The organism is Methylobacterium sp. HJ2, assembly GCF_056431005.1.
Genome location: NZ_JBWJYM010000011.1, coordinates 177298 through 192728 on the forward strand (window position 1 = coordinate 177298; position 15431 = coordinate 192728).

At 72.8% G+C, this 15431-nt stretch carries 19 protein-coding genes; 10 read left to right on the forward strand and 9 right to left on the reverse strand.

Annotation, left to right across the window (positions count from 1 at the left end):
• The first annotated feature begins 9 nt into the window (after positions 1–9).
• The 5 genes from ACS5RC_RS23285 (at position 10) to ACS5RC_RS23305 (ending at position 4207) form a co-directional block, all read left to right on the forward strand.
• Positions 10–960, forward strand: a complete 951-nt coding sequence (locus tag ACS5RC_RS23285) for a TAXI family TRAP transporter solute-binding subunit (protein WP_478346306.1) — start codon at positions 10–12, stop codon at positions 958–960.
• A 105-nt stretch (positions 961–1065) separates the two neighbouring features.
• Entirely contained in the window at positions 1066–2751 is a 1686-nt protein-coding gene (locus tag ACS5RC_RS23290) for a methyl-accepting chemotaxis protein (protein ID WP_478346307.1), read from the forward strand.
• A gap of 120 nt (positions 2752–2871) precedes the next feature.
• On the forward strand, positions 2872–3153 hold the full coding sequence (locus tag ACS5RC_RS23295) for a chemotaxis protein CheB (RefSeq protein WP_478346308.1): 282 nt from the start codon (positions 2872–2874) through the stop codon (positions 3151–3153).
• Positions 3144–3272: a hypothetical protein gene (locus ACS5RC_RS23300; RefSeq protein ID WP_478346309.1), complete on the forward strand. Its 129-nt coding sequence runs from the start codon at positions 3144–3146 to the stop codon at positions 3270–3272. The genes ACS5RC_RS23295 and ACS5RC_RS23300 overlap by 10 nt, the downstream gene beginning before the upstream one ends.
• A 209-nt stretch (positions 3273–3481) precedes the next feature.
• A complete protein-coding gene (locus tag ACS5RC_RS23305; protein WP_478346310.1) occupies positions 3482–4207 on the forward strand; it encodes a Crp/Fnr family transcriptional regulator in 726 nt (241 codons plus the stop codon).
• 138 nt (positions 4208–4345) lie between these two features.
• On the opposite strand, the gene ACS5RC_RS23310 is transcribed toward ACS5RC_RS23305, so the two are convergent.
• Positions 4346–4582 (reverse strand): hypothetical protein, encoded by a 237-nt coding sequence (locus ACS5RC_RS23310; protein WP_478346311.1) that lies wholly within the window; start codon positions 4580–4582, stop codon positions 4346–4348.
• A gap of 159 nt (positions 4583–4741) precedes the next feature.
• Here ACS5RC_RS23310 and ACS5RC_RS23315 point away from each other — a divergent pair, with 159 nt between their 5' ends.
• Together ACS5RC_RS23315 and ACS5RC_RS23320 are read left to right on the forward strand one after the other, a co-directional pair.
• Positions 4742–5656, forward strand: a complete 915-nt coding sequence (locus tag ACS5RC_RS23315) for a methyltransferase domain-containing protein (protein WP_478346312.1) — start codon at positions 4742–4744, stop codon at positions 5654–5656.
• Positions 5653–6015, forward strand: a complete 363-nt coding sequence (locus ACS5RC_RS23320; protein WP_478346313.1) for a DUF427 domain-containing protein — start codon at positions 5653–5655, stop codon at positions 6013–6015. The genes ACS5RC_RS23315 and ACS5RC_RS23320 overlap by 4 nt, the downstream gene beginning before the upstream one ends.
• A 63-nt stretch (positions 6016–6078) precedes the next feature.
• Here ACS5RC_RS23320 and ACS5RC_RS23325 read toward each other — a convergent pair whose 3' ends face one another.
• The 3 genes from ACS5RC_RS23325 to ACS5RC_RS23335 form a co-directional block, all read right to left on the reverse strand.
• Entirely contained in the window at positions 6079–7656 is a 1578-nt protein-coding gene (locus ACS5RC_RS23325) for a DUF6880 family protein (RefSeq protein ID WP_478346314.1), read from the reverse strand.
• Between the two features lie 72 nt (positions 7657–7728).
• Positions 7729–7968: a DUF2188 domain-containing protein gene (locus tag ACS5RC_RS23330; RefSeq protein WP_478346315.1), complete on the reverse strand. Its 240-nt coding sequence runs from the start codon at positions 7966–7968 to the stop codon at positions 7729–7731.
• A 75-nt stretch (positions 7969–8043) separates the two neighbouring features.
• Positions 8044–8271, reverse strand: a complete 228-nt coding sequence (locus ACS5RC_RS23335; protein ID WP_478346316.1) for a hypothetical protein — start codon at positions 8269–8271, stop codon at positions 8044–8046.
• Between the two features lie 41 nt (positions 8272–8312).
• On the opposite strand from ACS5RC_RS23335, the gene ACS5RC_RS23340 reads away from it, so the two are divergent.
• Positions 8313–8561, forward strand: a complete 249-nt coding sequence (locus ACS5RC_RS23340; RefSeq protein WP_478346317.1) for a hypothetical protein — start codon at positions 8313–8315, stop codon at positions 8559–8561.
• Between the two features lie 32 nt (positions 8562–8593).
• Here ACS5RC_RS23340 and fabI read toward each other — a convergent pair whose 3' ends face one another.
• The 3 genes from fabI to fabA all read right to left on the reverse strand — a co-directional run bounded on the left by fabI (position 8594) and on the right by fabA (position 11961).
• Complete coding sequence (fabI, locus tag ACS5RC_RS23345) at positions 8594–9424, reverse strand: enoyl-ACP reductase FabI (protein ID WP_478346318.1); 831 nt, start codon at positions 9422–9424, stop codon at positions 8594–8596.
• 612 nt (positions 9425–10036) lie between these two features.
• On the reverse strand, positions 10037–11263 hold the full coding sequence (fabB, locus tag ACS5RC_RS23350; protein WP_478346319.1) for a beta-ketoacyl-ACP synthase I: 1227 nt from the start codon (positions 11261–11263) through the stop codon (positions 10037–10039).
• A 158-nt stretch (positions 11264–11421) separates the two neighbouring features.
• Complete coding sequence (gene fabA / locus ACS5RC_RS23355; protein ID WP_478346320.1) at positions 11422–11961, reverse strand: 3-hydroxyacyl-[acyl-carrier-protein] dehydratase FabA; 540 nt, start codon at positions 11959–11961, stop codon at positions 11422–11424.
• A 205-nt stretch (positions 11962–12166) separates the two neighbouring features.
• Between fabA and irr the strand changes: the two genes are divergently transcribed.
• Complete coding sequence (irr, locus tag ACS5RC_RS23360) at positions 12167–12679, forward strand: Fur family transcriptional regulator Irr (RefSeq protein WP_478346321.1); 513 nt, start codon at positions 12167–12169, stop codon at positions 12677–12679.
• Positions 12680–12749: 70 nt separating this feature from the next.
• On the opposite strand, the gene ACS5RC_RS23365 is transcribed toward irr, so the two are convergent.
• Positions 12750–13328 (reverse strand): SH3 domain-containing protein, encoded by a 579-nt coding sequence (locus tag ACS5RC_RS23365; protein WP_478346322.1) that lies wholly within the window; start codon positions 13326–13328, stop codon positions 12750–12752.
• A 288-nt stretch (positions 13329–13616) separates the two neighbouring features.
• Between ACS5RC_RS23365 and ACS5RC_RS23370 the strand changes: the two genes are divergently transcribed.
• Positions 13617–14615, forward strand: coding sequence for a 2-hydroxyacid dehydrogenase (locus ACS5RC_RS23370; protein WP_478346323.1), 999 nt, complete (start codon positions 13617–13619; stop codon positions 14613–14615).
• Between the two features lie 34 nt (positions 14616–14649).
• Here the strand turns inward: ACS5RC_RS23370 and ACS5RC_RS23375 are convergent, their stop codons facing one another.
• The gene (locus ACS5RC_RS23375) at positions 14650–15318 is read right to left on the reverse strand and encodes a flavin reductase family protein (RefSeq protein WP_478346324.1); all 669 of its coding nucleotides are present in this window, start codon (positions 15316–15318) and stop codon (positions 14650–14652) included.
• Positions 15319–15431: the final 113 nt, after the last annotated feature.

Consider the following 15431-nt stretch of genomic DNA (forward strand, 5'->3'; position numbering starts at 1 on the left):
ACCGGATCGATGCGCTGCGCCACGCTGCTCGCCCTCGTGATCCTCGCGGCCTGCATCCCCGCGGCCGGCCTGCCGGCGCGCGCCGCCGCTTTGCGCGCCAGCCTCGGCACCGCGACGCCGGGAGGCGGCTTTCCGGCCTATGCCGAGGCGCTCGTCGCCGCGCTCCGGACCGTCGATCCCGACCTCGTTCTGGAGACGCGCCCGACCGGCGGCTCGGCGGAGAATCTCGGCCTGCTGCGATCCGGCCAGCTCGATCTCGCGCTCGTCCAGGGCGAGTTCGCCTACGAGGCGCTCGCATCGGAGGCGGCGCCGCGCCTCACCGTCGCCGCGCCGATGTACCCGACGCCCGGCCTGTTCGTGGTGCCGGCCGACAGCCCCGTCCGCGCCGTCGCCGACCTGCGCGGCCGGGCCGTCGCCCTCGGCACCCGCAATTCCGGGCTGACCGTGATGGGGCGTGCCGTGCTGGAGGCCTCGGGGCTCGATCCCGCCCGCGACGTCACCCCGCTGCTCCTCGACCATGCGGGCGACGGGCCCGACCTCGTCCGGAGCGGGCGCGCCGCCGCGCTCTGGGGCGGCGGCATCGGCTGGCCGGGCTTCACCGCGGTCGCGGAGGCGCCGGGGGGCGCCCGCTTCTTCGGGGCCGCCCCGGAAGCGATTCCCCGGCTCCTCGAGAGCCGGACCTCCCTGCGGCGAATCACCGTCCCGGCGGCCAGCTTCCGCGGGCAGGCCGAGCCGATCGAGACGGTCGGGTCGTGGAGCCTGATCCTGGCCCGGCCGGGCCTCGATCCCGCCATCGCCGAGCGGCTGGTCCGGGCGATGGACGCGGCGCGCGCCGATCTCGCGCGCCGGCTGGTCCAGGGCACGGGCAGCGATCCGCGCAATCTGCGCGCGGCGGTGCCGGCGGCGTGGCTGAATCCCGGCACGGCGCGGGCGCTCGATGCGCTCCCGGACCGCCCCTGATACCAGCAGTGGTAGTTCACCAAATCTGAAACCTCTCGTGATTGCATCATCGCCAACGTCGCGCGTCGTCCGCGCGGCGGTTCGAACTCTGGCCGGGTGCAATCCATGCGGTTATCCATCAAGGCGAAGCTCGCGGCGCTGTTCGGGGCGGTCGCCCTCCTGTCGGTCGGTCAGGCCGTCCTCGGCATCGCCGACCTGACGACGGTCCGCGGCTCGATCCAGGAGGTCTCCGGGACGTGGCTGCCCGCGGTCGACGTGATCAATCGCCTCAACACGGCCACGCGGGAGAACCGCGTGCGGATCTACCGCCTCGTGATGGGGTCCGAGACCGCGCAGGCCCTCGCCGAGAACCGGAAGACCCTGGCCGAGGCCGATGCCGAGCTGGACCGCCTCGCCACGGCCTACGCGGGCGTGATCCGGACCGAGCCGGAGCGGGCGCTCCTCGGGCGCTTCACCCGGATCTGGGGCACCTACCGGGTGCAGCAATCCGAGATCCTGGACGACATGGCGTCCGGCCGGAAGGCGGAGGCGCTGGCCCGGCTGCTCAAGCCCGAGATGGCGGGCTTGGCGCGGGACGCGATGGCCGCGCTGAAGGAGGGCGTGCTGCTCGCCAAGACCGGCGCGGAGACGGCCGGCGCGCAGGGCCTCGAGAGTGCGGCCGCCGCGATCCGGAACGCCGTGATCGCCGCAACCCTCGCGGTGATCACCTCGATCGGCGCGGCCCTGTTCGTCCTGTTCGCGATCTCCCGCCCGATCGGGCGGATCACCGACTCGATGGGCCGGCTCGCCGGCGGGGACGCGGGGGTGTCGATCGCGGGCACCGGGCGCAGCGACGAGATCGGGGCGATGGCGGTCGCCGTGCAGGTGTTCAAGGACAACCTGATCCGCACCCGCGCGCTGGAGGCCGAGACGGCGCAGGCGCGCGCCGGCGCCGAGGCGCAGCGCAAGGCCGGGATGACGGCGATGGCCGACGGCTTCGAGCGCGCGGTGGGCGGCATCGTCCGGACCGTGGCGGCGGCGGCGACCGAGTTGCAGGCGACCTCGCAGAGCATGGCCGGGACCGCCAGCCGCGCGGCCGACCGGTCGAATTCCGTCGCCCGCGCGGCCGGGGAAGCGGCCCAGAACGTCGGCATGGTGGCGGCGGCGGCCGAGGAGCTGGGCTCGTCGGTCGATGAGATCGGCCGGCAGGTCTCGGGCTCGACCACGATCGCCCAGACGGCCGTCACCGAGGCGGACCAGGCCGCGCGCCTCGTCCAGACGCTGAGCGCGTCCGTCACCCGCGTCGGCGACGTCGTCACCCTGATTTCCTCCATCGCGAGCCAGACCAACCTGCTGGCGCTGAATGCCACCATCGAGGCGGCGCGGGCCGGCGAGGCGGGCCGCGGCTTCGCGGTGGTCGCCGCCGAGGTCAAGGAACTCGCCAATCAGACCGCCCGCGCCACGGGCGAGATCGGCGGCCATATCGGCGAGATCCAGGATTCCACCGGTCAGGCCGTCGCCGCGATCGGCGCCATCGCCGCGCGGATCCGCGAGATCAGCACCGTGGCGACGACGATCGCGGCGGCGGTGGAGGAGCAGGGAGCGGCCACCCAGGAGATCGTGCGCAACGTCTCCCAAGCCGCCGACGGCACGGGCGCCGTGACCGTGAACATCGCGGGCGTGGCGGCCGATACCGGCGAGACCGGGGCGGCCGCGGCGCAGGTGCTCGCCTCCGCCAGCGATCTCTCGCGCCAGTCCGAGCAGCTCCAGGCGGAGGTCGGCCGCTTCCTCGCCTCCGTTCGGGCGGCCTGACCCGAGGGCGGGGCGCGGGCGCCGATCGGGGCCCGCAATCCCGCCGGAAACGATGGCCCCCGGCCCGCATCCCGGGTCCGCGCAGGCGCCAGGGCCGACAGAGACCCGGCACCCCGGTTCGTGGCGATCGGCGCCTCGGGCGGCGAGGGTCTCGGCGCGATCCAGGCCGTGCGCGCGGCGTGTCCGGGCTCGCTCGACGCCGTCGTGCCGATCGTCCTGCACCGCCTCTGGGCCCAGCCGAGCCACCTCGCGGAGATCCTCGGGCACGCGACCCCCCTGCAGGTCCGCGTCGCCGTGGACGGCGGCCGACGCAGCATCGGCGTCGTGCTCTCCGGCTCCCTCGACGACGGCGCGCGCGGCCTGGCCGCGATCAAGCGGGCCGGTGGTTGTCGATGGTGCTGAGGCCCGCGCGACCGCCCCGGATCGGCAGGCCCGAGAACGCCATCGCGCATGACGGCCCGGTCGATCTCGTCGACACGCCCGCGAACACCGCCCGGGCGATCCGCGCCACAATGCGGTGACGGGGCCGCGGCGCGTCCGCTCGGTTCCGGGCCGCGGCCGACCCGACAGGTCTTCGACCCTGCGACATCCGCTACCGAGCCGGTGACAGGTCTAAAAATGACGTGCCTGTATAGTGTCGATATGTCTAAATGGCAGGAATCGACTTCGCGATTAGAATCGCGGTGGCGGTTTTCTACCGGGCCCTTCGACGGGTAGTGCAACCTCTACGATGTTCGACCGTCTGGTTACCAGGCTGAGCAGCGCGGCTTCCTTCTCGCCGGAGGAGGAAGCGGCTCTGCGCGCCCTCACGCGGTCGACGCGCGGGGTCGATGCGGGCGCGGATCTCAAGTCGGACGGCGGATGTCCGAGCCTGCAGATCATCGTCGGCGGCGTGGCGTGCCGCTACAAGATCCTATCCGAGGGCACCCGTCGCATCTCGTCGCTGCTGATCGCCGGGGATCTGTGCGATGGGCACACGCCGCTCAATCACGCCCTGGGCAGCAGGGTCGGCGCTCTGACGGATTGCGAGGTCGCCGACCTCGCCCTGTCGGAGATCGACCGCCTGATCGTGCGCTATCCCCGCATCGCCCGCGCGCTGTGGTGGACGACGCTCGTCAAGACCAGCATCGCCCATACCTGGCTGGAGAATGTCGGGCGGCGCGCGGACAAACGCCTCGCCCACCTCATCTGCGAATTGTACGTCCGCTTCGATGCGGTGGGCCTCGTGACCGATCACAGCTTCAGGCTCGCGATCACCCAGGTGGATCTGGCCGATATCGTCGGGCAGTCCGCCGTCCATATCAACAGAACGCTGCAAATTCTTCGCGCGAAGAACCTGATTGTCTACAGGAACCACGTCATGCGGGTGCCTGATTTCGCCAAGCTTGCCGATTACGCCGGGTTCGAGGCCCAATACCTGCTCAGGGTCGAGCCCGGACGCCGAACGGCGTCCTAGGGCGCATCCCGACGGCTCAGGCCCCGAGGCGGCCCGGGCCGACGCGCCCCGAACGCATCGCGCCGGGACGGAGCCCGGCGCGGCGACAGGTCTGGCCTTGGGCGGCCCTCCGCGACCCGAACGGGACGCCGGCCGGGCTCAGCGCGCGGCGGCGGCGCCCTGGTTCTGCATCTGCACGTCCTGGCGGGCACGGCTGTTGGCGCGGTGGCGGCCGATGGCGCACCCCGCCGCGGCGCCCATGAGGCCGTGGTGACCGGCGTAATGGCCGGCGACGCCGCCGACGATCGCGCCCTTGATGCAGCCCTTGGCCTCCGCGGCGCCGGTCGCCGCGAGCGTGCCGAGGGCGAGAGCCGTGCCGAGCAGGATCCGCGTCATGATGGTGTGTCCTCCGTTCCGACGCTTGAAACGGATCACGGCCCCGCGCGTTCCGGCGTCACGCAAGCGTGACCGCGATGCCCGGCCAGGCAGGCCTCGGACCGCCGACCCGTCGTCGCGCTGGCGAAGCGGGCGGCGGCGCGCCATGTTCGGGGCAGCATGGACACAGCCCTGTTCGACACGGCGCTCGCCCGCCGCCGCCTCGCCCGCGCGCGCGGGGCCGGCTACGCCGATTTCCTGCTCGCCCGCGCCGTCGAGGATCTCGACGACCGGCTGGCCGCGATCCTGCGCCGCTTCGCCCGCGCGGTCGACCTCGGCACGCCGACGCCCGCGGCGGCGCGCATCCTGGCCGAACGCCTGCCGGAGGCCGCGCTCCTGCGGCTGGCCCCGCTGCCCGAGCGCGCCGAGGCCGGCCGGGTGGTCGCCGTGGCCGATCCCGAAGCGCTGCCCCTCGCGCCCGGCAGCATCGACCTCGCCGTCTCGCTCCTGGCGCTGCAAGGCGTGAACGACCTGCCCGGCACGCTGGTCCAGCTCCGCCGGGCGCTCCGGCCTGACGGGTTGTTCCTCGGCTGCCTGTTCGGGGGCGCCACCCTGACCGAGCTGCGCCAGAGCTTCGCCCAGGCGGAGAGCGAGATCGAGGGCGGGGTCAGCCCGCGCGTGGCGCCCTTCGCGGCGGTGCGCGAGGTCGGCGCGCTGCTCCAGCGCGCGGGCTTCGCGCTGCCCGTGGTCGACACCGAGACCGTCACGGTCCGCTACGCCGATCCGTTCGGCCTGATGCGGGACCTGCGCGCGATGGGGCTGACCAACGCGCTGACCGAGCGGCGCCGGCGGCCGCTGCGGCGGGAGACCCTGCTGCGCGCCGCCGCCGTCTATGCGGAGCGCTTCGCCGATCCGGACGGGCGGGTGCGGGCGAGCTTCGAGCTGCTCTGGGTCTCGGGCTGGGCCCCGCACGAGAGCCAGCAGAAGCCGCTGCGGCCGGGCAGCGCGCAGGCGCGCCTCGCCGACGCGCTGGGCACCACCGAGTTCACGGACCGGGATCCTCCCGGAACCGCGCAGGACGGAGGCGAATCATGAAGCAGCCCGGCCCCGACCATCCGATCGCGATCGTGCCGCAGCCCGGCCTGATCCGCGTGAGCCTCGACGGCACCGTGCTGGCCGAGACCCGGGCGGCGCTCAGCCTGCAGGAGGCCGGCTACCTGCCGGTGCTCTACATTCCCCGCGCGGATGCGCGCCTGGAGCATTTCGCACCGTCCGCCCGGCGAAGCCACTGCCCGTACAAGGGCGACGCCCGCTACTTCGACCTGCAGGTCGCGGGCGCGGAGCGGCGCGACGCCGTGTGGAGCTACGAGGAACCGTTCCCGGCGGTCGCCGCGATCCGCGGCCACCTCGCCTTCTATCTCGACAAGATCGACGCGATCGAGGCGCTGGCGTGAGGCGACCTTGAATCCGGGCCGTCGGCCGGGCGCGCCGCCCGGCGCCCCGCCGGTTCGGGCCGATCAGTCCCTGTCGACATGGCTCCAGAACCCGTACTTGCGCCCGTGCGCCTTCCTGAGCTGGGCACGGTAGGCATCCGGCGCGGGGTCGAGGCTCGCGGGGTCGAGCTCGTCCGAGATCCGGTCGAGCTCGCGCAGGTAGGCCGCCGCGTGGGCATAGGCCGCGCTGCGGCCATGGCTCAGGATGTCGTCGAGGAGGCAGCGATACAGCAGGGCGGCGGCGCCCGGATGGCTCTCGCTCAGAGCCTCGGCCGCGGGCGCCAGGATCGTGTAGCGCTGGCCGTCCCAGGCGGTGCGCCGGTCGAGGACGAGGCGGGCCGCCCGGTCGAGGTCCGGCCATCCGACCAGGAAGGCCAGGGCCCGGTGCGGATCGGGGAAGGCCTCGGCCAGGACCAGGGCCCGGGCCAGCGCCTCGTCGTCCTCGAAATCCGGCAGCTTGTCGAGGTAGGCGCGCAGCATGTCGCGGTCGAGCGCCGCCGCGAAGCGGTGCCAGCGCGCGGCCTGCGCCTCGGCGGGCCGACCGAGCGCCTCGAGCGCCGCGATCTCCAGGACCACGCGCGCCCGCTCCGGCAGGTTCGGCTCCACGGCGCCGGCGATCAGGTCGGCGCGGGTGACGGGGCGCGGCCCGGGCTTGGCCGGCCGCCGCAGCCAGTCCAGGGCCTCGGCGGGCCGGTCCACCGCGAGCAGGCGCTCGGCGATGGCGAGGGTGTCGGGATGATCCGGCGCGATCCGCGTCTCCAGCGCGATGAAGGCGTCGGCGTCGCGCCGCCGCTCGGCCAGATCCTGGGCGATGCGCAGCAGAGCCGTGCGGCGGAGCTTGGCGGTCCAGTCGTCGCTCTTCGCGGCGGCCCGCTCGGCTTCCGCCAGGACGGGGACGAGCGCCGCGTCGAGTTCGGGCAGCGCTGCGTCCGGCAGGCGCCCGATCAGATCGCGTGCCAACCCGGTGAAGAGGCTGAACGGCGCCGCGGCGACGCGGGGCATCAGGCTGGCGCAGAAGCGCCCGGCCGCCTCGGGTGGCAGCGCGGCGGCGAGGTCGATCGCGGCCTCGCTCGCCCGCTCGTAGAGGCCCCCGACCGATCCGGTGGCGTCGTCGACGCGGTTCAGTACCGCATCCGAGCCGGCGAGGAAGCGCACCAGCCGGTCGAGGGCTGCCCCCGGGTCGAGGGGCCGCAATTCCTTCAGGATCACCGAGACCGTGGCGTCGAGGTCGGCCGCGAAGGCGCGGCGCTTCTGCCAGTCGATGTAGCCGCGCGCGCCTTCGAGGGCGGTGAGCCGCCGGTCGACGATCGCCGCGACGGCGTCCGGCCCCTGGAGCGCGGCGAGGGAGGCGCTGACGATCTTGCGGAAGGCCGGGTTGCGGGCCGTCTCGCCGAGGATCAGCGCGATCAGCCGGTCCTTGTCGAGCCGGGCCAGGGTCTCGGGCGAGGGCGTGGTGCGCCGGGCGCCCTTGGGAAGCGGCGCCGGCGCCGCCCCGGCCGCAGCCGCCTCGGCGGGCGGCGATGCCGGCCCGGGAGCGGCGCCGGCCCTGCCCGCGACGGGGGCCGTCTCGGAGGCCGCCTTGGGAGCCTTCCTGCGTGCCATCTCAACCCGGATCCCGCTCCGCCCGCCGGGATCCTGTCCGGCAGGCGGACGCGGAGCAAGCGCCGTCGGTGCTCAATCCTCGACCTTGGCGGTCGGGCGGTCGTCGCCGCGGGCGGTCTCGTCGTGCCACGCGCCGGCCTGATCCTGGTAGCGGATCCCCACGGTCGAGCCCGGGACCTGCTGCTCGGCCGCCGCGGCCTGGGCCGCCTGCAGCGCGTCCTCGCGGCTCGGGAAGGTCTCGGAGAAGACGTCGCCCACCTTGTAGGCGAAGCCGCCGTCGTGCTCGACGATATGGTAGGTGACCTCGGACATGGGCGCTCCTCGCTGCGGGGACGGATCGTTGAGCGCGAACCCCTCAGGCGCGGGCCGGGTTCCTCGGGCGCGGGCTCAATGCCGGGTCGGGGCCGGGCGCGACATCTCGGCGACCGCCGCCTCGCAGCCCGCAATAAGCGATCCGCGCGGGTCGTCCGCCGCGTAGCCGACGCCGTCCGCGAAGGCGACGCGCAGGCTCGCGCCGTCGCCGAGGCGCCGGACATGGGCGACCCAGCCCGTCTCCGCCCGCTCGAACCGGGCCTCGAACGCCTCGCCGTCCTGCTCGAACACGTGCGGTTCCACGGAGACGCTCCTATCTGACGCTGCCACCCTCGCGAGGACTGATGACACCCACATGCCCGACCCTGCGCGCGATCAAGCCCGCGTTCCTGGCCGTCGCCGTCCTGGCGGCGACCGCCCTGCCCGCCTCGGCCCAGTATCAGGCTCCCGGGACGACGCCGCCGAACCCCTTCGCCTCGAACTACCCCTCGGCCGCGCCGCCGCCCGCACGGGTCGAGCGGCGCCGGCGCACGCGGGCGCCGCGGCCCGGGCGTGCGCCGGTCCTACGGCCGCCGGGGCGCATCCCCGAGTGAGGCGCATCCCCGGGTGAGATGCGGGCCGCCCGTCAGACGTCGCCGACGACGCCCGCCTCGTCCTGGGCCTGGAGCACGTCGGGACGCGGCATCGAGATGATGTTGTAGCCCGAATCGACGAAATGGACCTCGCCGGTCACGCCGCCCGAAAGGTCGGAGAGCAGGTAGAGGGCCGAGCCGCCGACGTCGTCGAGGGTCACCGTGCGCCGGAGCGGGGCGTGCGCCTTCTGGTGGTTGAACATCAGCCGGGCGTCGGCGATGCCCGCGCCCGCCAGCGTGCGCATCGGCCCGGCCGAGAGGGCGTTCACCCGGATGCCGTCGGGGCCGAGATCGGTGGCGAGGTAGCGCACGGAGGCCTCAAGCGCCGCCTTGGCCACGCCCATCACGTTGTAGTTCGGCATCACCCGGGTCGAGCCGCCATAGGTCAGCGTCAGCAGCGAGCCGCCGTGGGGCATGCGCCGGGCCGCGCGCTGGGCGATCTCGGTGAAGGAGAAGCACGAGATCGTCATCGTGCGGGTGAAGTTCTCGCGCGTGGTCACGTCGACGTAGCGGCCCTTGAGCTGCGCCTTGTCGGAGAACCCGATCGCGTGGACGACGAAGTCGAGGGCGCCGTCGAAGGCCGTGTCGAGCCGGTCGAAGGCCGCGTCGAGGGAGGCGAGATCCTCCACGTCGCAGGGGATCACGGTCTCCGAGCCGAGCCGGGCGGCGAGCGGGGCGACGCGGCGCCCGAGGGCCTCGCCCTGATAGGTGAAGGCGAGGCTGGCGCCGTGCTGGTGCAGCATCCGGGCGATGCCCCAGGCGATCGAGTGATCGTTGGCAACGCCCATGATCAGGCCACGCTTGCCCGCCATCAATCCTGTCATTCGAGCGCCTGTCCCAGTGTCACGGGATCCCTCTGACGGGGATCACCCAGCAAGGCGACGAGCCATAGCGCGCCCGTCGCGAGCCTGTCCAATCCGGTCCGGTCTCGACCGCCGCCCGCGCGCCGGCCGCCCCCGGAACGCGAGAAGCCCCGCACGCGGGCGGGGCGTCTTGCACATCGACGGTCTGGGGCACGGGTCCGGGGACAGAACCGGCGGGCCGGAGGCGGGTCAGAAATATCCGCCGGTGCGGTCCCGCGCGTCCTCGATGAGAGCCTGCTTGGCGAAGATCGCGGCACCGCCCGCGATGGCGAGCCCGGTCAGGGTTCCGACGATGAAGGGGAACATCGAACGCGTCCTCGTGCCGTCCTGCGGCACGAGCTGTGGCTCGCGCGCATCACACAAGCACAATCTTTGCGCATCCGCGAAGTTCCGCAAGCCGGCGGATCGCCGCGTCCAAACCCAGGGACGGGCCCCGGGGATGGGCCAACGGATCGCCGGCGTCCTCGCCGGCCGTCTCGTGGGACCTGGAGCCCGCCATCGAGGACGCCGCGCGGCCGCTCGGGCCGCGGTCGCGCGTCGGGATGGCCCGACGATCGCCGGTCGGGATCGCGATCAGGCGTCGACGTGCTTGAGCACCAGCGTCGCGTTGGTGCCGCCGAAGCCGAAGGAGTTCGACAGGACGTGGCCGAGGCTGAGATTCTCGCGCCGCTCGCGCAGGATCGGCATGTCGGCGAAGGCCGGGTCGATCGTGTCGATATGCGCGCTCTCGCAGAGGAAGCCGTTGTTCATCATCAGGAGGGAATAGATCGCCTCCTGCACGCCGGTGGCGCCGAGCGAGTGGCCGGTGAGCGACTTGGTGGCCGAGATCGGCGGACAGGCCTCGCCGCGGCCGAAGACCTCGCGGATCGCCTCGATCTCCTTGTCGTCGCCGACCGGCGTCGAGGTGGCGTGCGGGTTGATGTAGTCGATCCGCGCACCCTTCAGGCCCTCGATCGCCTGGCGCATGCAGCGCACCGCGCCCTCGCCGGAGGGCGCGACCATGTCGTGCCCGTCGGAGGTGGCGCCGTAGCCGGCGATCTCGCCGTAGATGCGGGCGCCGCGCGCCTTGGCGTGTGCGTATTCCTCGAGCACCAGGACGCCGGCGCCGCCCGCGATCACGAATCCGTCGCGGCCGGCATCGTAGGCGCGCGAGGCCCGAGCCGGGGTGTCGTTGTACTTCGAGGACATGGCCCCCATCGCGTCGAACAGGACGGAGAGCGTCCAGTCGAGCTCCTCGCAGCCGCCCGCGAAGATGATGTCCTGGCGCCCGCCCTGGATGATCTCGGCGGCGTTGCCGATGCAGTGGTTCGAGGTCGCGCAGGCCGACGAGATCGAGTAGTTCACGCCGCGGATCTTGAACCAAGTGGCGAGCGTCGCCGAGGCCGTCGAGGACATCGCCTTCGGCACCGCGAACGGCCCGACGCGCTTGGGCCCCTTCTCGGTGGCGATCGCCGCCGATTCGACGATGGTGCGGGTCGAGGGTCCGCCCGAGCCCATGATGATGCCGGTGCGGGGGTTCGAGATGTCGCCGGCCTCGAGGCCGGCGTCCCGGATCGCCTGATCCATCGCCACGTGGTTCCAGGCGGTGCCGCCGCCGTGGAAGCGCATGGCGCGGCGGTCGACCACGCCCTCGGGATCGAGGCCCGGCGCCCCGGAGACCTGGCTACGGAAGCCGTGCGCGGCCTGGGACTCGTCTCGGGCGATCCCGGAGCGGGCCTCGTAGAGCGAGGCCAGCACTTCCTGCGTGTTGTTGCCGATGGACGAGACGATGCCCATCCCGGTGATGACGACACGGCGCATGAACGAACTTGTCTCCGCCACGGCGCTCGAAACCGTTCGCCGCGTTCCGGTCAGCTAGGACGTTGCCGACACAATCTCAACTGCCAATCGCGCGGCGGCCGGTCCCGAAGCCCTGTCCGGCACGCCGCCCGGCGCCAGAGCGCTCGGGTCCAGGGCGCTCAGCTCTGGAACAGGGCGACGCGCAGGTCCTGGGCCTCGTAGATGCGCTTGCCGTCGGCCTCCAGCCAGCCGTCGGCGATGCCGAGCACGAGCTTGCCCTGGCGCACCCGCTTCAGTTCGACGCCGTAGACGACCTTCTTGACCGTCGGCAGCACCTGATCGGTGAACTTCACCTCGCCGACGCCGAGCGCCCGCCCGCGACCGGGCGAGCCGAGCCAGCCGAGATAGAAGCCGACGAGCTGCCAGAGCGCGTCCAGGCCGAGGCAGCCCGGCATCACCGGGTCGCCCTTGAAGTGGCAGGGGAAGAACCAGAGGTCCGGCCGGATGTCGAACTCGGCCCGGATGGAACCCTTGCCGTGCGCGCCGCCCTCGCTGCTGATCTCGGTGATGCGGTCGAACATCAGCATCGGCGGCAGCGGCAGCTGCGCGTTGCCGGCGCCGAACAGCTCTCCGCGACCGCAGGCCAGCAGGTCCTCGTAGCTGAAGCTCGTCTGGCGGGCCGGAGCCTGCGGGGCGGTATTCTCGGCGTCGGACGACATGAAGGCGGTTCGGCTCCCTGCGGATCGGCTTGCGCGACAGGCGCGCAGCCCGGATTTCGGCGCCTCGTTAGCACGCCCCCCCGCGCCTTCAAAGCGCGGACGGCGCTTCGGAATCGGAGCCCGCCCCGTCGGGTTGCGGCGCACGGGGCGCTCCAATATACTAAGCCGCAAGTCCCGTATCCGTCCGAGAGCGTTCAATCCTCAGATGTCCGATCTGGTGTCCATGCAGGCCGCGCTGAACGGCCGGATCTCGCCTCTCTCCGCGGAGGCGTCCGGAGCCGGTCGCCGCGGCTGCCCGCTATCGGACCTCCGGGACCGCCTGCGCCGGGCCGGCCTGCGCCCCACGCGCCAGCGGCTGTCGCTCGGCTGGCTGCTCTTCGGCCGCGGCGACCGCCACCTGACGGCCGAGATGCTCTACGACGAGGCGATGCGCGCCAAGGTGCCGGTCTCGCTGGCCACCGTCTACAACACCCTGCACCAGTTCACCGAGGCCGGCCTGCTGCGCCAGCTCGCGCTCGACGGGTCGAAGGCCTATTTCGACACCAACCCGACCGAGCACCACCACTTCTACCTCGAGGACGAGGGCCAGGTGCTCGACATGCCCGATTGCGGCATCACCGTGGATTCGCTGCCCGAAGCCCCCGAGGGCATGGAGATCGCGGGCGTCGAGGTCATCGTCCGCCTGCGCCGCCGCCCGGCCAACCGCCGCGCGAGCTGAGCCGCCTTCGCTTCCGCCCATCGAGGCTCGGACCGCCGGTCCGGGCCTTTTTCATGGGTCGGACCGGCCCCTACTCCACCTTCTCGTTCGGGTAGACGCCCCAGAGGCTGTTCTGGCGGATGTAGCCGTCGACGTCGCCGCGCTTGCCCGGCAGCGGGACGATGAGGCGGCACCACGTGCCCGAGCAGGTCTTGACGCTGCCGATCACGCCCGGCTCCAGCCGCGCCTCGTCCTGCGCGCCGTCGTCGGCGCGCGCCCTGAGCGGCACGGCCGGGGCGCCCGAGCTGGTCGACCCGGTGGTCCGCGGCGTGTTGACGATCGCCGTGCGCCGGCCCGACAGCAGCGAGTGCAGCACCCAGCCCTCGGTGCCCTCCGAATCCCGGATCCGCCGCCAGGTCTCGAACTCGGCCACGATCTCCACCGGCAGGCCCGCGCGCTGGAACACCCACAGGGTGCGATGGTCCTTGGACGGCCCCTCGCGCAGGTTGACCCGGTCGGTCTTCAGGCTGGCGTAGCGCGGGAGCGGCAGCTTGGTGACGGGGCCGACCCCGGTCTCGGGCGCCGAAGGGGCCGCCAACGCGGGGCGTGCCATCGTCTGCCCCACGAGGAGCAGGGCCGCGCCAGCCAGTGCCGTCCACGCCACACGCATCGATCCTCGCTCCCATTCCGCGGCGGCGCGCCGCTGCACGCCCCGTGCATCGAAATTCAGGCGGCCCGGGGACGGGGCCGCCGGATTGTGTTCCGCCCTCGCTCTGGTAGAGAGGCCGGAGGCCCGGAGCCTGCGGCGCCGCGACGGCTCCGGATCACGCCGATCCTGTCTGGCGGAGTTCGGTTAATGGACGCTTGCCGCCGCGGCGAGAGCGGGTCCACGCGCCGGATCGGGCTCGTGCACCGGGACGGGTTCGTGCGCCAGATCTGAGGGCGCGAGGGAGGAGAGATGTCGAAGCGCAAGCCGCTCGTGGTGGTGACGCGGCGCCTGCCGGATGCGGTGGAGACGCGCATGCGCGAGCTGTTCGACGTCCGCCTCAACCCCGACGACAAGCCGATGTCCCCGGAGGCCATCGCGGCGGCTCTGCGCGAAGCCGACGTGCTGGTGCCGACGGTGACCGACGAGATCGATTCCGGTCTCCTCGCCCAGGCCGGCCCCGAGCTGCGGCTGATCGCGAATTTCGGCAACGGCGTCGACCATATCGACGTGGCGGCGGCGCTGGAGCGCGGCATCACCGTCACCAACACGCCGGGCGTGCTGACCGAGGACACGGCCGACATGACGATGGCCCTGATCCTCGCGGTCGCCCGCCGCGTCACCGAGGGCGCGCGCATCATCCCGGACGACGATTGGGACAACGGCTGGTCCCCGACCTGGATGCTCGGTCGCCGCATCACCGGCAAGCGCCTCGGCATCGTCGGCATGGGCCGGATCGGCCAAGCGCTCGCCCGCCGCGCCCGGGCCTTCGGCCTGCAGATCCACTACCACAACCGCCGCCGGGTGCCCGCCGCCACCGAGAGCGCCCTCGACGCGACCTACTGGGAATCGCTCGACCAGATGCTCGCTCGGGTCGACATCGTCTCGGTCAATTGCCCCCACACCCCGGCCACCTACCATCTGCTCTCGGCCCGCCGCCTCAAGCTCCTCAAGCGCGAGGCCATCGTGGTCAACACCGCCCGCGGCGAGGTGATCGACGAGAACGCGCTCGCCCGCCTGATCGAGGGCGGCGACATCTCGGCGGCCGGCCTCGACGTGTTCGAGCAGGAGCCCGCGGTGAGCCCGCGCCTCGTCAAGCTCGCGCGCACCGGCAAGGTGGTGCTGCTGCCCCACATGGGCTCGGCCACGCACGAGAGCCGCATGGACATGGGCGAGAAGGTCATCATCAACATCAAGACCTTCATGGACGGCCACCGGCCGCCGGACCGGATCCTGCCGAGCATGCTCTGAGGCGGGGCGGCCCTGCCGCCCCGGGGGGTGACCCTCAGCCGCCCGCGGACCCGCGCGCCGTCCAGGCCTCCAGGGTCGGCGTCGCCATGTCGAAGCGGTCGCGGATGGTGCTGCAGGTCGAGCCGCCCAGGCGCGCGATCGCGTCGAGCTTCTCCGGATCCACCCGCAAGCGCTCCACGTCGACGAGATCGGCGTGGTAATGCGCGTAGACGATCTCGCCCAGGATGATCTGCCGCGAGCGCCCGATCTCCAGGGTGGTGTGGCGCCGGCACTCGAAGGCGGCCGGGGCCTCGGCGATGTAGGGGGCCGCGATCACGCTGCCCGGCACGGCGGTGAGGCCCGCCTCCGCCAGTTCGTCCGTCCCGAGGGGGAAGCCGATGGCGCAGACATGCATCGCCTCGGCGATCGCCCGGCTGACGATGTTGACGGTGAAGACTTCCGTCAGCCGGATGTTGCCCGCCGTGTCCTTGAACGACATGTCGGGCTTGTTCTCGACGCCGAGCGCCAGGATCGGCGGGTCATGCGACAGGCAGTTGAAGAACGAGAACGGCGCCGCGTTGATCCGGCCGAGGGGATCGACCGTGGTGACGAGGGCGATCGGCCGGGGCACGACGGTGCCGATCATCAGCTTGTAGCGGTCCCGCTCCGACAGGGCGCGGAAATCGAAGGCCACCGTCGCGGGGCGGGTTTCGTCGAGACGCATCGGCACGGGCCCCCGGCATGCTGGGCGGCGCGCCGCCTCTGCCGCGGACGCTCATCCAAGTTCCGGGCCGCAGCCCTGTAGCCCCGCACCCCTGTGCCAGCTGCCGGTCCGGC

What these genes read in the sequence shown, in the direction of transcription:
- ACS5RC_RS23285 (WP_478346306.1), top strand. Translation starts at nt 10, where the DNA reads ATGCGCTGCGCCACGCTGCTCGCCCTCGTGATCCTCGCGGCCTGCATC.
- ACS5RC_RS23290 (WP_478346307.1), top strand. Translation starts at nt 1,066, where the DNA reads ATGCGGTTATCCATCAAGGCGAAGCTCGCGGCGCTGTTCGGGGCGGTC.
- ACS5RC_RS23300 (WP_478346309.1), top strand. Translation starts at nt 3,144, where the DNA reads ATGGTGCTGAGGCCCGCGCGACCGCCCCGGATCGGCAGGCCCGAGAAC.
- ACS5RC_RS23305 (WP_478346310.1), top strand. Translation starts at nt 3,482, where the DNA reads ATGTTCGACCGTCTGGTTACCAGGCTGAGCAGCGCGGCTTCCTTCTCG.
- ACS5RC_RS23310 (WP_478346311.1), bottom strand. Translation starts at nt 4,582, where the DNA reads ATGACGCGGATCCTGCTCGGCACGGCTCTCGCCCTCGGCACGCTCGCG.
- ACS5RC_RS23315 (WP_478346312.1), top strand. Translation starts at nt 4,742, where the DNA reads ATGGACACAGCCCTGTTCGACACGGCGCTCGCCCGCCGCCGCCTCGCC.
- ACS5RC_RS23320 (WP_478346313.1), top strand. Translation starts at nt 5,653, where the DNA reads ATGAAGCAGCCCGGCCCCGACCATCCGATCGCGATCGTGCCGCAGCCC.
- ACS5RC_RS23325 (WP_478346314.1), bottom strand. Translation starts at nt 7,656, where the DNA reads ATGGCACGCAGGAAGGCTCCCAAGGCGGCCTCCGAGACGGCCCCCGTC.
- ACS5RC_RS23330 (WP_478346315.1), bottom strand. Translation starts at nt 7,968, where the DNA reads ATGTCCGAGGTCACCTACCATATCGTCGAGCACGACGGCGGCTTCGCC.
- ACS5RC_RS23340 (WP_478346317.1), top strand. Translation starts at nt 8,313, where the DNA reads ATGACACCCACATGCCCGACCCTGCGCGCGATCAAGCCCGCGTTCCTG.
- fabI (WP_478346318.1), bottom strand. Translation starts at nt 9,424, where the DNA reads ATGACAGGATTGATGGCGGGCAAGCGTGGCCTGATCATGGGCGTTGCC.
- fabB (WP_478346319.1), bottom strand. Translation starts at nt 11,263, where the DNA reads ATGCGCCGTGTCGTCATCACCGGGATGGGCATCGTCTCGTCCATCGGC.
- fabA (WP_478346320.1), bottom strand. Translation starts at nt 11,961, where the DNA reads ATGTCGTCCGACGCCGAGAATACCGCCCCGCAGGCTCCGGCCCGCCAG.
- irr (WP_478346321.1), top strand. Translation starts at nt 12,167, where the DNA reads ATGTCCGATCTGGTGTCCATGCAGGCCGCGCTGAACGGCCGGATCTCG.
- ACS5RC_RS23365 (WP_478346322.1), bottom strand. Translation starts at nt 13,328, where the DNA reads ATGCGTGTGGCGTGGACGGCACTGGCTGGCGCGGCCCTGCTCCTCGTG.
- ACS5RC_RS23370 (WP_478346323.1), top strand. Translation starts at nt 13,617, where the DNA reads ATGTCGAAGCGCAAGCCGCTCGTGGTGGTGACGCGGCGCCTGCCGGAT.
- ACS5RC_RS23375 (WP_478346324.1), bottom strand. Translation starts at nt 15,318, where the DNA reads ATGCGTCTCGACGAAACCCGCCCCGCGACGGTGGCCTTCGATTTCCGC.